Origin of the sequence: Microcoleus sp. CAWBG58 (assembly GCF_020883045.1) — a bacterium.
Taxonomy (GTDB): Bacteria; Cyanobacteriota; Cyanobacteriia; order Cyanobacteriales; family Microcoleaceae; genus Microcoleus.
In genome coordinates, this window is sequence record NZ_JAHRFA010000102.1 from 1 (window position 1) to 13,896 (window position 13,896).

At 47.0% G+C, this 13,896-nt stretch carries 14 protein-coding genes; 3 read left to right on the forward strand and 11 right to left on the reverse strand.

Annotated features, from left to right (window positions below; translation table 11 throughout):
- Positions 1-164: 164 nt before the first annotated feature.
- Complete coding sequence (locus QZ918_RS29095) at positions 165-911, reverse strand: Uma2 family endonuclease (protein ID WP_293341558.1); 747 nt, start codon at positions 909-911, stop codon at positions 165-167.
- Positions 912-1,232: 321 nt separating this feature from the next.
- Here QZ918_RS29095 and QZ918_RS29100 point away from each other — a divergent pair, with 321 nt between their 5' ends.
- The 3 genes from QZ918_RS29100 to rpsU all read left to right on the forward strand — a co-directional run bounded on the left by QZ918_RS29100 (position 1,233) and on the right by rpsU (position 3,787).
- The gene (locus QZ918_RS29100; protein WP_293341612.1) at positions 1,233-2,234 is read left to right on the forward strand and encodes a PCRF domain-containing protein; all 1,002 of its coding nucleotides are present in this window, start codon (positions 1,233-1,235) and stop codon (positions 2,232-2,234) included.
- A 66-nt stretch (positions 2,235-2,300) separates the two neighbouring features.
- Positions 2,301-3,411 (forward strand): peptide chain release factor 2 gene (gene prfB, locus QZ918_RS29105; RefSeq protein WP_293341560.1). Its coding sequence is split into 2 segments (ribosomal slippage): positions 2,301-2,372 and positions 2,374-3,411, totalling 1,110 coding nucleotides; the frame shifts between segments, so codons are not numbered across the junction.
- 181 nt (positions 3,412-3,592) lie between these two features.
- The gene (rpsU, locus tag QZ918_RS29110; protein ID WP_006632476.1) at positions 3,593-3,787 is read left to right on the forward strand and encodes a 30S ribosomal protein S21; all 195 of its coding nucleotides are present in this window, start codon (positions 3,593-3,595) and stop codon (positions 3,785-3,787) included.
- A gap of 8 nt (positions 3,788-3,795) precedes the next feature.
- On the opposite strand, the gene QZ918_RS29115 is transcribed toward rpsU, so the two are convergent.
- From QZ918_RS29115 to QZ918_RS29160, 10 genes are all read right to left on the reverse strand, one after another.
- A complete protein-coding gene (locus QZ918_RS29115) occupies positions 3,796-5,247 on the reverse strand; it encodes an AtzE family amidohydrolase (protein ID WP_293341563.1) in 1,452 nt (483 codons plus the stop codon).
- A 34-nt stretch (positions 5,248-5,281) separates the two neighbouring features.
- The gene (locus QZ918_RS29120; protein WP_293341566.1) at positions 5,282-5,458 is read right to left on the reverse strand and encodes a DUF4089 domain-containing protein; all 177 of its coding nucleotides are present in this window, start codon (positions 5,456-5,458) and stop codon (positions 5,282-5,284) included.
- Between the two features lie 135 nt (positions 5,459-5,593).
- Positions 5,594-6,049 (reverse strand): KGK domain-containing protein, encoded by a 456-nt coding sequence (locus QZ918_RS29125; RefSeq protein WP_293341568.1) that lies wholly within the window; start codon positions 6,047-6,049, stop codon positions 5,594-5,596.
- A gap of 98 nt (positions 6,050-6,147) precedes the next feature.
- Positions 6,148-6,600 (reverse strand): hypothetical protein, encoded by a 453-nt coding sequence (locus tag QZ918_RS29130; RefSeq protein ID WP_293341571.1) that lies wholly within the window; start codon positions 6,598-6,600, stop codon positions 6,148-6,150.
- An 11-nt stretch (positions 6,601-6,611) separates the two neighbouring features.
- Entirely contained in the window at positions 6,612-6,920 is a 309-nt protein-coding gene (locus QZ918_RS29135; RefSeq protein WP_293341574.1) for a hypothetical protein, read from the reverse strand.
- Between the two features lie 312 nt (positions 6,921-7,232).
- A complete protein-coding gene (locus QZ918_RS29140) occupies positions 7,233-7,724 on the reverse strand; it encodes an ureidoglycolate lyase (protein ID WP_293341577.1) in 492 nt (163 codons plus the stop codon).
- Between the two features lie 110 nt (positions 7,725-7,834).
- On the reverse strand, positions 7,835-9,358 hold the full coding sequence (locus QZ918_RS29145) for a cobyrinic acid a,c-diamide synthase CobB (protein ID WP_293341580.1): 1,524 nt from the start codon (positions 9,356-9,358) through the stop codon (positions 7,835-7,837).
- A 291-nt stretch (positions 9,359-9,649) separates the two neighbouring features.
- Complete coding sequence (gene opcA / locus QZ918_RS29150; RefSeq protein WP_293156549.1) at positions 9,650-11,014, reverse strand: glucose-6-phosphate dehydrogenase assembly protein OpcA; 1,365 nt, start codon at positions 11,012-11,014, stop codon at positions 9,650-9,652.
- Positions 11,015-11,364: 350 nt separating this feature from the next.
- The gene (zwf, locus tag QZ918_RS29155) at positions 11,365-12,894 is read right to left on the reverse strand and encodes a glucose-6-phosphate dehydrogenase (RefSeq protein ID WP_293341583.1); all 1,530 of its coding nucleotides are present in this window, start codon (positions 12,892-12,894) and stop codon (positions 11,365-11,367) included.
- Complete coding sequence (locus QZ918_RS29160) at positions 12,895-13,698, reverse strand: MreC domain-containing protein (RefSeq protein WP_293341585.1); 804 nt, start codon at positions 13,696-13,698, stop codon at positions 12,895-12,897. It abuts the gene before it with no gap.
- Positions 13,699-13,896 lie beyond the last annotated feature (198 nt).

The window sequence follows — 13,896 nt, forward strand, 5'->3', positions numbered from 1 at the left end:
CAAAAAGTCTTCAAGATTAGCTATTTAATCTTCTACTTTTTGAGTTTTTGAGCAACTGCTTGCCTGAGCTTCAAAGGTGGCTACTTTTAGCTGCGCTCATTTTTTAGTCTAAACTACAGTCAAAATAAAAAAGGCAGAATTCGGTGAAGCGATCGCATTTCACGTTAGAATTCAGGTAGGTTATCCGGATCGATTCCTTGCGATCGCAAATACTCAGCTAGGCGATCGGCTCGCTGTTGTTGAACCTCAGCTCGCTGTCGTTCAACCCTCAACTGCTCGCGCATCTGCTGCACCGCTGCATCCGGCAGGGGATAGACATTTCCCGACTCGTCGTACCACATCAGAATTTCTTGCTCGATACCCCCAATAAGTTGCCCAGAGCGCCCCATACCCAGTCCAATTTCTGGCATCCAATAGGGTTCGCCAATCTGTTGCCGGTACTGCCCGTCAATCAGCTTGTAGGTTTCAAACGGTTGATGTCGATCGCGCCGCCAAAATTCCGGGTTGTAAATAATGTAGTACAAAACCCCTAAAGAGGCATAAATCGACATCTTCTCGTCGTACTCCGCCCCGGGCTTGTGAGACACCATTTCCAATGCTAAAACCGGCACAACCTCGTTTTCTTCCCAGACAGCATAGCTGCGGCGAGATTTGCCTCCTTTTCGGCGCTCCACCCCCAAACTGAGAAACCCGTCGGGAACTACAGGCACTTTGGGACTGATTCCCGTCGTGTGATACACCGCCATATCCACCCCAAAGTACCAATCCATCCGAGCCGACCAAATACCCGTCAGCACAAACAATAATAGGTTGGGTAGGAGATTCTGGTCTTCGTTATCCACAGGCGTATCGTCCGAACAGGGCAGGTCTTCGGTGGAGGGCAAGCTTGATTTTAGTTCTGGCGAAATCATGGCAGTTAACTTCTATCGCGATCGTTAACCTGATTTTAGATTCTAGCAACTTTTGGGGAATTTTTAATTTTTAATGCGGTCAAATTTTTAATTCAACGGGTTCGGAGTATATCCGTCGCTTTCTGCCGATTTAACGGAAGGAAACCCCGGACTCGATTGGTCTATGGTCAAACAAATTGTTGACAGAACCCAATTTGAGCTAAAATTGACAAGACACCACAAAACTAGGAGAACTCACAGTGGAAGTTCTACACATCAAACACAATATTGCAACATTGCGCGATCGCCTAACCACTCTACAAGACTGTCTTTGACTCAGCAATAAACGCCGAAAGCCAAAAGTTACAACAGCTAGCAGCACAGCCGGAATCGCGCAACAACACCAACACAGTTGAACCGATACTGCAAGAACTAGACCAACTCGAATCCTACCAGGTAAAACTCAACCAGTGCCAAACTTGTTTAGCAGATACTAAAGCCACAGCCGAGTTACTGGAATTTCAAGCAGACAAAGAACTAGAGCAAGAACTTCAAACTAATTTAGCTCAACTAAACCGCTCTCTCGAAGAGTATGAAATAGAGCAATCCTTGAGCGAACCTGGTGACAAAAATGGAGCCTACCTCATAATTAACGCCAGAACAGGCTATATGGATGCTCACTACTTGGCAGAAATGTTGGTGAGAATGTATAGTATTTGGGGAATAAGCCGAGGCTACGAAGTTGCGGACGTTGAATCTTCCCCAGCGCCTGAAATAGGAATTAATTCTACAACCTTGGAAATAAACGGACGTTACGCTTGCGGTTATCTCAAGTCAGAAACCGGAATACACCGACTTAAACGGAAATCACCTTTTAATATTACCAGAAAGCGACTCACTACAGCGACGGTGGAAATTTTACAAATGTACGTGCAATTGGAGATTCCACAGCCGGATTTAGAACTAATCTTACCCAATCCCAATCTGAATCGTAACGGAACCAAAGCTTGGGCGAAAATTGTGCATATTCCTACGGGTATTTCTGCAATCTGCGACGGATGCCGCACTCAAATGCAAAATAAAGACAAGGCTTTGGCTGTTCTCAAGAGCAAACTGTTTGCTATTATGCAAAGGCAGGAAGTTGCAGAAATTTCAGATATTCAGGTCGATCGCCTGCAAACAGTCCTCAACCAACCAATTCGAGAATATCAATTTGCCAGCGACAGCGCCAACCCGGACACAGTTTTGGATTTTCGTACAGGCATCCAAACAACAGCCGTCGCCGAGGTACTCGACGGCAAGATTGACTCATGTCTCAAAGCTGGTGTGCTGCTGAAAAATTGATTTGCACAGATTGAACCCAATTTCAGCTAAAATCGACAAGACACCACAAAACTAGGAGAACTCACAGTGGAAGTTCTAGACATCAAACACGATATTGAAACATTGTCCGATCGACTGGGTACCACCCAGGACTATCTTTGACATCCCCGCACTTACAGCCAAAATCCAAGACTTAGAGCAAATCTGCGCCCAACCGGCATTCTGGGACGACCAAGAACAAGCTCAAGAAACCCTCCAAGAACTGAATGACTTCAAATCTCATTTAGACCAATACCACGGCTGGCAGACTAGCCTAGAAGACGCTAGAGCTATTTTAGAACTGCTGGAGTTAGAAGCCGACGAGTCCCTGTTCCAAGAAGCCTCATCGAGTCTTTCACAATTAACCCGCGAACTCGACCAGTGGGAATTGCAACAATTACTGTCTGGGCCCTACGACGAAGGCGGCGCGGTTTTGACAATTAACGCCGGGGCCGGCGGTACAGATGCTCAAGATTGGGCCGAAATGCTGCTGCGGATGTACACCCGCTGGGGCGAAAGTCAAGGTTACAAAGTACATTTAACCGAGATTTCTGAGGGAGAGGAAGCAGGTGTTAAATCTGCCTCTTTGGAAATTGTCGGCCGCTACGCCTACGGCTACATGAGGTCGGAAAAAGGTACTCACCGTTTGGTGAGAATTTCGCCTTTTAACGCTAATGACAAGCGTCAAACCAGTTTTGCGGGCGTTGAAGTGATGCCGGTGCTCGATCGATCCGTTAAACTGGATATTCCCGAAAAAGATTTGGAAGTCACGACTTCCCGGGCGGGCGGCAAGGGCGGACAAAACGTTAACAAGGTAGAAACCGCTGTCCGCATCGTTCACCTTCCGACTGGTTTAGCCGTCCGCTGCACCGAAGAACGCAGTCAGTTGCAAAATAAAGAAAAAGCTCTCGCCTTACTCAAAGCTAGGTTGTTGGTGGTTGCTAGGGAACAGCGCGCCGCCGAAATTGCCGAGATTCGCGGCGACATGGTAGAGGCAGCTTGGGGCAACCAAATTCGCAACTACGTGTTTCACCCCTATCAAATGGTCAAGGATTTGCGGACTGGCGTGGAAACTACCGCCGTCTTAGATGTGATGAACGGCGAATTAGACCCCTTTATTCAAGCTTACCTGCGACAGGAAAATCAGTTGGTCAGTTGACAGTTGACAGTTGACAGTTGACAGTTGACAGTTGACGGTGAGGACTTCAGTCCGCAACAAAGAAGGACTGAAGTCCTCACTACGAACCTATTTTCTGGTATAATTTTGGGGTTTTGGTCGATCGCGCTGCCAAAAACCTTGATATGATAAAACTTGATCTGACAAACACTAAGGAGAAAGAATGACCCAAGTTGTAATCGGCGAAAACGAAGGGATCGAGTCAGCCCTACGACGGTTTAAGCGACAAGTTTCCAAAGCGGGAATTTTCCCCGACATGAGAAAACACCGCCACTTTGAAACCCCCCTCGAAAAGCAGAAGCGCAAAGCTATTGCCAGAAGGACTAAGAGACGCTTCCACCGCAACAACAAACCCTAGAACTAGCACTAAATTGATTCGGCAGATATAATGCCTTGCGATTCTAGTACCGCAGCGACTCGGAGAATCACCGCTTCGCTGTAGGGAGCACCAACAATTTGTACCCCCAAGGGCAAAGCCCCGGGCCGCTGTACGGGCACGCAAAGCACCGGCAAGCCTATAAATGATAGGGGTTGGGTGAACAGTCCCAGATTGGGACGCACTAAGATTTCTTGTCCGGCGATGACCATTTTCTCGACACCAATTTCAGGAGCCGCGATCGGAGTTGCGGGTGCGAGAATGATATCTGTATGTTGGAATATTGCACGAACGCGATCGCGATACCACTGTCTGAATCTCTGCGCTTGCACGTACCACGTCGCAGGAATCATCGTTCCAGCCAAAAAACGATCGCGCGTTGCCGGATCGAAGTCTTGAGGGCGCGATCGCAAATTCTCCAAATGCAAGTTTCCACCCTCGCAAGCAGTAATTATAAACGCTGCCGCCCGCGCGCGATCGGATTCCGGTATGCTGACAGTCACAAGCCCCCCAATTTTTCGGGAATTTGCTATTTCTGACTCCATACCACAACTAAGGACATTTGTCAAGGCATTAGCCACAATTTCTACAGCATCCATAGCTTCCGGTTCGGCCCCTGTAGCGAAATAGCCGTCAGCAACAGCAATTCGCAATCCTTCAATTCCTATATTTAACTGTGGCGAAGTAAGTTCTGGCGGGCGTTGAGTGCAAACTGGATCGCGATCGTCCGGGCCTTGCAGGATATCATACAGCAGCGCCATATCTCGGAGCGATCGCCCGATCGGCCCGACGCAATCCAAACTACTCGAAAACAAACAAGTTCCGGCCCTTGATAAACGGCCGTAAGTAGGCTTAAACCCAAAAACACCGCACAAAGCAGCGGGTACGCGGATGGAACCGTTAGTATCTGAGCCCAAAGTAACGGGTACTAAACCCGCAGCCACCGCCGCAGCGGAACCTCCGCTGGAACCCCCAGCGATGCGTGCAGTATCGCGGGGATTGCGAGTTGGGCCGTAGTGGCTGTTTTCCGTGACAAAACCGTAGGCGTACTCATCCATGTTGAGCGTACCTACAAGCACCGCACCAGCTTGTCGCAGTCGGGCGACCCCCGCCGCGTCGCGCGCAGCCGGAGGGTTTTCAGCATTGATTTTTGAGCCTGCTAAAGTAGTAATTCCGCTGACATCAAAGAGATTTTTGACAGCGAAGGGAACACCTGCTAGCGGGCCTGGGTTTTCGTTACGTGCGATCGCATTATCTATTTTTTCGGCATCTGCAAGCGCGCGATCGACCATCACATTAGTAAAACAGTTAAAAGTGCGATCGGCAACCGCAATCCGTTCCAAAGCAGCACTAACCGCCACTGTAGCTGTCACCTCACCGCTTTTAACGGCCGCCGCCGTAGCAACCGCATCAGCCTTATCCAAAAAAATATCTGCGTTCATCCGCGTTCATCAGCCCTCATCTGCGGTTAAAAATCTAAGGTTCAAACACCGGTGCAGCTTCTACTTCTGAAGGTAAAGGAAATTCTGTAACGAGTTGGGCGATCGCCACTATCCTCTCGAAGTTTACCACAACACCCGGCCGATGTTCTGGGTCTAGGGGCAAGTTTATCAGTTCAGCAGTGCGATCGACGTATTCTTCTATATTTACCATGAGCACATCCAAAAAACATCAGCGTTCATCCGCGTACATCCGCCCCCATCTGCGGTTAAAAATCTAAGATTCAGATCTAGGCGCGATCGACTATTGTATTTTAAGGGCTATTGTATTTTAAGGGCGATCGGGCAGTCAGTTGTTATTGCTTAGTTTTTTGTATTCCTCGGATTGTCTGATATCATCTAAAGGCGATATAGTTTCAGTTGGGCGATCGGGACAGAACTTTATAGATGTTTGCGTTTGTCCCGAATGGAAACTTCTATTAACTTCTATTTTAAGCTTTCCTTTTTGCCAACCCTTGGAACCAATTTTTAGAATTTGACAATCAATTCCTTCTTGAGGCGATTTCCAGTTTATATCCCCTCCCATAATTTTTGTTTCTTCGTTAATACACAATTCACTCATCCAATCCATCATTTTCCTCGGGCTATATCCCCCCATTTCTACATAAATCTCAACTATCTTACTAAACTTGCTAGCGGCTAGCTCTTTAAATCGACGCACCATAAAAGTAGCTTCCTCGAATAACAGAACATCATCATCACCGACTGTCTCATAGTTATTATCGGATTTAATTTCATCATTCATTCTTTTTACAAAATTCTGCTGCTTCCTATTTGATACCATTTCAAGCTATTTGAGTCAAGGTTGTTGACAAAATAAATTGACTCTCGCACTTTCCCAACTCAAACACTAACAGTTTCCCGCAACTTCTCAACAGCCATATCTAGCGGAGGCAAATCAAAATCCTCAGCATCCATCAATTCCTTAATTTTCTCAAAAATCTCAATCTCCGCCTCTTCCTGGTCGGTTAGCTTATCATAAAAATAAGGATCGGTAAACCACTGCTCAAACGCTATCATTAACAAGCCATTAGGCGAAAGTTCAAACCGCCAATACTTAGAAATTCTGCTGTCAACCACTTCAAACATCGGCGCCGGATTGTGGATGGGATAATAGCTGTAATTATCATTGCAGATATAGTACCAAATAGTTCCTTTCCATTCTCGGATAGCATAAACAACATATTCCTTGCCTATAGTTAGTGATAACTCAACTGTTCTAGTGTAACCGCGCGGCGGATCTATATATTCTTCAGGTAGAGATGCACCAGTCTTAGCAATACAGCGAATTTTCATAACTTGATTACCTACAAATTTTTAGGGGCTGTTTTAGGATACTGCCGCTTGAACTTAAACTCCACATCTTGAAGAGTCTGACTGTTCCGAAACCAATGGACTTGTACGGAAGCTCCATTAATTTCAAAAGCCTCAATGCTTGTCATTTTATCCCAATCTTCAGAATTCCCGCCATAAACAGCAACAAGTCTCCGTGCATCCCCCAACAATCTATCTGTACCGCAATGAATTACTATGCAATTACCAGCCTTAGCATCTTGCAGCAGCAATTGCTCCGGTAAATTTCTCGGACTCTCATCTGGAATAGCACCTTGATTCATAGTTTAACAGTTTTAGATGTCATCGAGCGAAAAAGTATGTGAGTTCAAGGGAAAAGACTAAATTAACCTCCACTATTTCTCAACTCAAACACTAACAATTTCCCGCAACTTCTCAACAGCCACATCCAGCGGAGGCAAATCAAAATCCTCAGCATCCATCAATTCTCGAATCACCTGTCAACCCATTCTTTCCCTCTCATCCCCTCATCCCCATCTTCCTCTGCGTCCTCTGCGCCCTCTGTGGTTAAAAATCTTACTCAAACAACAAACATATAACGAGAATCACAGAAAACAACTACAAAACGCCAATATTCAGACAATATCAAATTCTAGATTGTGATGTTTTACAAAATCAAAACTAAAATGGTCAACCACATTAGTATCGCTCAATTCCAGATTGTAAAAATCCACAAAATCCGCATCAAAATAAGGCCCAGCGTGCCAAGTCCCCACATCCAACTTAATAAAACAATTCCCCGGAATCCGAAAAGCAACAATATCCTCCAAACTCGGTTTATCGCCCTCCCCAGGAGGCGCAACCGCCATCAACCAATCCTTACCTTCCAAAGAACCCAAACACTGAGTGCATTTAACGTGCCGTGTAATTTTGCCAAACTTGCGACCTTTCTGGTGAAGCCGCATAATGTAAAATCTAGGAATGCCATTTTGCAAACTTAACTGAGCATCCTCAACATCAAAAAACTTACCATCAACACTCGCAGAAATAACTTGACCGTAACCCCGAAAATTCTCCGGCGTCACCCATTGTGCCAATAACTGCTTAGTCGAAATAGATACACTCATAAATCCTTACAATCCCTCCCTGCGTTCATCAAAAACATTCTAATATAGATACTCTTTTCTCCCCTCTTCTCTCTGCGCCCTCTGCGCCCTCTGCGGTAAATAAAAAAAATCTAATTAGCAAACCGATCGCCCAAAACACCATTACAATCAAACTCAGCACAATGCTGCAAAAACCGAACCGGAATATCAGGCCGAGCCCCCCAATGCAAGTGCAAATAAGCAGCATGAACTTGATAAACCCCCCACCCTTCACCAACCGCCTCAACTTCCCCCCGCTTGCCGTACCTCCAACTGTGATAAACTGGATCGATCGGTTCTACACTCAAGTGCGATCGATGAAACTCATGCCCGCAAACCCCATCCCCCGCAACTAACACGCAACTATCCCTCACCGCCGCAGCTTCTCGATACCCCAAAGTCAAACGCTTTCCCATCTGGGCATCAGATTTCAACACCCCCACCCCTTGCCAAGAATTGCCATCAAAATCTACAATAGAATCGCACAAATACATTAAACCCCCGCATTCGGCATAAGTCGGCATTCCCGCAACGATCGCATTTTTCACCGCATCCCGAATTAAAACATTACCGCTCAATTCCCGTGCAAACACTTCAGGAAAACCGCCACCAAAATACAACCCTTGCACGTTGTCGGGAAAAACAGCATCATCCAGTGGGCTCCAAAAGACTAATTCCGCACCCAACTCTGACAGCAAATCCAGATTGTCCTGATAGTAAAAATTAAAAGCCCGATCGCGCGCAACTGCAATCCTCACCCCAAATTTTTTACCCAAACAGTTGACAACATCATCTTTTTTAGTTATAATTTTGTAAGGGAGACTGTATCTACCCAAAAGTTGCTCAGACCCCTCACCCCCCCCATTAGAAGCAGCCAGCAAAGGCAAAAGTTTTTCCCAGTCAAAAGCAACAGCAGCCAAATCGGCCAACTTGTCGATCGCACGGTGAAGATTCGGCAACTCCTCAGCAGGAATCAAACCCAAATGTCGATCGGGAATACTAACAGCCTCATCCCTACGCAAAACACCCAAAATCGGTAAATTGAGCGGTTTGAGAGCATCTGTCAGCAACTCTAAATGTCGATCGCTCGCCACCCGATTCAGCACCAAACCCGCGAAATTAAGATTTGGGTTAAAAGAACGAAAACCGTGGGCGATCGCAGCCACAGAACCAGACAGCCGGCTGCAATCTATCACAAACAATACCGGCAAATTCAACAAATAAGCAACATGAGCCGTAGAAGCAAAGGAAATAGAATAATGTTCTTTTCCTTCTGCCTTCCTCACATCCGTTACATCCCGTACAGTGCTCGTTACAGAATCCTTCTTCGGAGAAACCCCATCAAATAAACCCATTACCCCTTCAACCAAAGCACAATCAACATCTTGAATATGATGGGAAAAGCACTTTTTAACATAAGATTCAGACGTTAAAACTGGGTCTAAATTCCGACAGGGGCGACCAGTAACAAAAGCATGAAACATCGGGTCAATGTAGTCAGGGCCGACCTTAAAAGATTGCACGTTCAAGCCCTGGCGGATTAAATAAGCTAAAAGGGCGATCGTTACAGTAGTCTTTCCCGCACCGCTGCGCTCGCCAGCAATTACTAAAGCCATAACCCTAGATTAGTCATAAAAAATACTGACAATTGATAATTGATAAAATTCTGATATCCAATTCATCTCTCTGTTCTTTCTCTGCGTTCTCTGTGTTCTCTGCGGTTTAATCATTTCTATGCAATCATAATTGATATGGGTATTACTGCTCAAATAATATCTATTTAACGAACCGCGAAGACGCGAAGGACACTAAGGAAGAAAAAAGAAGAAAAGAGAATATTCAGTAGGGCAGACATTGCCTGCTCTACTGAATCTTAACTAATACATTGTCCGTTGCGGAACTTGTTGTTAGTGTTTGGCTAATTTCAGCAATTGAGCCGTCACTGCCAAACTTTCTTCGTACAGCATATCCCGGCCCCAACTCTGCAAGTGCTGGCCCAGCAACTGTTCCGTCACCTGATCGAACAGAGGAGTCACTTGGTTAAATCGATCGGTTTGAGCGCCTCCTTTCATTTCCATCCGCATACAGCCGCCCGTTTCAGAACACAGAACCGTACCGCAATCGGCCTTCTCGTTCGTAGAATTCAAACGCAGAGCAATCAAATCGCCGGAGACATCCCCCGTATCGGCAGTAGGAATAGCAGCTAACTCGGCTTCTACAACCCGTTCGTCTGCACCCGCAAATTTAATCCGCTTGATTTGATAATCCCCCTCTTCTTGCTTGAAAGCAACCGGACGCCACTGAAGCCGGCTCGCCAGCCAGCCCAAATACATCAGCGCTTGAGTAGAATTGCCTTGTTCGTAATCGATCGTCACTCGATCGATCTCCCGAATTGCCGCCCTACGTTCCGGCGGATCGAAGGCCTCGGCAGCCAACTCCTGCCACGCCGCCAGCCTGCGCCAATTCAAATCCGCGATCGGAATTCCTTCCTCGATCAGACTTTGCATCAACAACAATTCATCTTCAGACTCGGCAAAACTGCTAGAGTCGATAATCACAGAACTGCTAGTTTCCGCCAGCCGCTGGAACAAACCTCGATCGGCATCTGGATTCGCTTTCCACCACAGCAGCGTCGGCAAATCCGCGATCGTCAGCGCTGTCACGATCGCGCTCACCCTTTCCAGAGCAGCTTCCGTACCCCGCAGGGTAATATACTCGCAGCAGATCAGATTGCCGCTGCCGCGCTTGTGCACCGGACAGTAAGCAGCCACTTGAGCCTGCACGCCCGTATCTTCTCCCGCCGTCGGGCACAGAGCAATAATCCGGCAGGGATTCGCAGCTACGATCGCATCAGCCACTCCCGAACCCGCCGAACCCAAGCCAGTCGCACCCAAAAGCTCTCCCTTGGCATTTTTGCGAGCCACTTCTTCGCGCAACATCGCCAGCAATTCAGCGCTAGGTTTGCCACTTCTGGGCATTCCGTAAGCTTTTTGAGCAGCCCTGATGCTTGATGCCGTCATCGGCCCGCTAATACCATCGACAGGCCCGTCATAAAATCCCAGATCCGCCAATAATTGCTGGGTTTCTTCCGGTTCGTACACGACAAAAGTAAAAGTTGCTGCCCTAGTCGCGATCGGAAAATCGCCCTTCGATCCTGATTCTCTGTAACTTTCCCAGATTTTACTCAGTTCTGCCTCTATTTGGTCGATCGACACATCCTTAGGACTTTGCAGCGAAACCAGAGGCGGAGCTTTCATCGGTGTCATTGTCATCGGTTTTTTCTCCTTTCTTAGTGGTTATTGGTCATTGGGCATGGGGCATTGGGCATTGGTCATTGGTCATTGGTCATTGGTCATTGGTCATTGGTCATTGGTCATTAGGCATTGGTCATTGGTCATTAGGCATTGGTCATTGGTCATTGGTCAGAAGTGGTATCGCGCAGGAGTTCCAGAACATTAGCATTACTCATTAGTCATTGATGATTATTAGTTAGCAACTCTTACTTAATAACTAACAACTAACAACTGACAACTAACAACTAACAACTAACAACTAACAACTAACAACTAACAACTAACAACTAACAACTAACAACTAACAACTAACAACTAACAACTAACCCTTAAAGTCTGCGCCACTTGCGACCGTCTCTGTTAATTAGCAGTTCTGCCTCGGCCGGTTCCCAAGTACCAGCTTCGTATTTAGGAACCAGTTCCTGATCGTTGGAAGATTCCCAAGCCATCAGCGCCGGAGTTACCACCCGCCAAGCTTCTTCCACTTCATCAGAACGGGTAAACAAAGTTTGGTCGCCCAACATACAATCAATCAACAGGCGATCGTAAGCATCCGAAGATGTCACCCCAAACGAAGCACCATAACTAAAATCCATATCTACCGTCCGCGTCCGCAAATCCGGCCCCGGCATTTTTGCCTCAAACCTCAGCGAAATCCCCTCGTTGGGATGCACGCGCATGGTCAAAACGTTAGGAGTAGTTTGTTGGGCCGCCGACTGAAAAATTAACAGCGGCACTTCCCGAAACTGAATCGCAATTTCGCTAACTTTTTTCGGCAACCGCTTACCAGTCCGCAGGTAAAAAGGCACTCCCTGCCATCGCCAGTTGTCAATCATAAACTTCATCGCCACAAAAGTCGGCGTTGTCGAGTTGGGAGCAACCCCCGGTTCTTCGTGATAACCCGGCACGGGTTTGCCTTTCATCCACCCTGCGGAATATTGACCGCGAATCGCGGAAAACTCCAAGTTATTCAAATCCGCCAAGCGAGTTGCTTGCAGAACTTTCATCTTTTCGGTGCGGATGCTGTCAGCGTCGAGGGAGTTTGGCGGTTCCATCGCCGTCAGACAGAAAATCTGCATCAAGTGGTTTTGCAGCATATCCCGCAACGCCCCAGAGGATTCGTAGTAACCGGCCCGGTCTTCTACCCCCACAGTTTCTGCAACGGTAATTTGTACGTGATCGACAAATTGCCTGTTCCACAGCGGTTCAAAAATCGCGTTCGCAAACCGGAACACCATCAAATTTTGAACCGTTTCTTTACCCAAATAATGGTCGATTCGGTAAACTTGCTGTTCTTGGCAAACCTGCTGCACTACACGGTTGAGAGCTTTTGCCGAACTCAAGTCGCGGCCGAAGGGTTTTTCAATTACCAAGCGATGTTTTATTGGATCTGCCAGCATTTTAGCTGCGCCCAGTTGCCGAATTGCTTCTGGGAAAAAGTTCGGAGAAACGGACAGATAAAAGATGTGATTGCCGCGGGTTCTCCTTTCTTCATCGAGTTCAGCTAAGAAAGCTTTGAGTTTTTGATAGCTTTCGGGGTTATCAATGTCGCCGGGACAGTAGTACAAACCTTTGGCGAAATCTTGCCACAATTCCTCATTGCTAATACCGCCGCCAAATTCTTCGATGCCTTCCCGCATTTGTTCTCGGAAGTAATCGTGACTCCAGGGACGGCGGGCCACTCCCACGACAGTAGTTTCCGGTGGCAAGCGCCGATCGAGCTTCATCTGATAAATTGCTGGTACCAGTTTGCGCTGGGTGAGATCCCCCGAAGCTCCGAAGATGACCAGAATTTGCGGTTCCGGCATCCGTTCTTTTCGCAAACCTACCCGCAGCGGGTTTTCAAGAATTGTGACCATTTATTTTATTCCTTCTAATGCTGTGAGTCTTGCCAATACAGATTGATAGTTTGCGGTCATTTCTGCCAGTTGTTGGGTCAGCGAGTTAATCTGTCCTTCGTATTCTGCCTTGAGTTCCGCCCTAACCTCTTCTCGAATTTTTCTCCTCTCAACCGCCAGACGGACTTCCCAATCTCGATCGCGCTGTAGCAGTTCAGCTTTCAACTGTCGGTTTTCGGCTCGAAGTTGCTCCATTTCCAACGCCACAGCAGCAGCACGCCGATCCCTTTCTCTGTTTTGTTCTCGGATTTCCTCTCTAAGCCGCTTATTGTCCGATCGCAACTTCTCCAGTTCAGAATCAGTATCTTTAGATCGTCCGCTTCCTAGGGATGGAAATCGCTGATCGACCAAGCGCTGAACTGCTGCACCAGTGGGCATACCATTCGGCGATGATTCTAGAGCCTCTTGCCAGATTTCGAGTTGCAGTTCCGGTGATAATCCTGCTAGAGGACGAACTTGCCGCTCGTTCGCCGGAATTTTGACACCCATGGGTGTCAAATTCTCCATGACGTGCGCTGCTGCAATAAATCGATTAGCCGTCTGCTTTGCTATGCCCCATTTCTCCCGGCAATAAGCATCAAAAGCCTTGTGACTTTCCCTGTACAATTTTTGTTCTCGGATCTCGTCCAAGGCTTTACCAACTTCATAAAAAGTCTGAAGTCCATTTTCTACGATGGATTCAAGTTCTTGAAGCCTAGCCCGTTCGATGACATCAAGTTGGGCTGCTCCATACTCGCTTTTTAGTAGCGTACTGGTACTAGACATAACAATTCCTCAGCGGTTGTAGATGAAAAATTCTAGTTATAACTTCTGGCGAGAATCCTGCTAAAGGACGGAGTTGATTTTTCTTTGTGAGATTTTTGACACCCATGGGTGTCACTTTTTCCCGGTTCGAGATTCAAAACTCAGAATTGAGGGACTAAAATCATAGTTGATTTTTCTTTGTGAGATTTTTGACACCCA

Bases quoted from the DNA above. Each gene is read 5' to 3' on its own strand.
- QZ918_RS29140 (WP_293341577.1), bottom strand. From the start codon at position 7,724: ATGAGTGTATCTATTTCGACTAAGCAGTTATTGGCACAATGGGTGACG.
- opcA (WP_293156549.1), bottom strand. From the start codon at position 11,014: ATGACAATGACACCGATGAAAGCTCCGCCTCTGGTTTCGCTGCAAAGT.
- QZ918_RS29125 (WP_293341568.1), bottom strand. From the start codon at position 6,049: ATGAATGATGAAATTAAATCCGATAATAACTATGAGACAGTCGGTGAT.
- QZ918_RS29120 (WP_293341566.1), bottom strand. From the start codon at position 5,458: ATGGTAAATATAGAAGAATACGTCGATCGCACTGCTGAACTGATAAAC.
- rpsU (WP_006632476.1), top strand. From the start codon at position 3,593: ATGACCCAAGTTGTAATCGGCGAAAACGAAGGGATCGAGTCAGCCCTA.
- QZ918_RS29115 (WP_293341563.1), bottom strand. From the start codon at position 5,247: ATGAACGCAGATATTTTTTTGGATAAGGCTGATGCGGTTGCTACGGCG.
- QZ918_RS29130 (WP_293341571.1), bottom strand. From the start codon at position 6,600: ATGAAAATTCGCTGTATTGCTAAGACTGGTGCATCTCTACCTGAAGAA.
- QZ918_RS29160 (WP_293341585.1), bottom strand. From the start codon at position 13,698: ATGTCTAGTACCAGTACGCTACTAAAAAGCGAGTATGGAGCAGCCCAA.
- QZ918_RS29135 (WP_293341574.1), bottom strand. From the start codon at position 6,920: ATGAATCAAGGTGCTATTCCAGATGAGAGTCCGAGAAATTTACCGGAG.
- zwf (WP_293341583.1), bottom strand. From the start codon at position 12,894: ATGGTCACAATTCTTGAAAACCCGCTGCGGGTAGGTTTGCGAAAAGAA.
- QZ918_RS29095 (WP_293341558.1), bottom strand. From the start codon at position 911: ATGATTTCGCCAGAACTAAAATCAAGCTTGCCCTCCACCGAAGACCTG.
- QZ918_RS29145 (WP_293341580.1), bottom strand. From the start codon at position 9,358: ATGGCTTTAGTAATTGCTGGCGAGCGCAGCGGTGCGGGAAAGACTACT.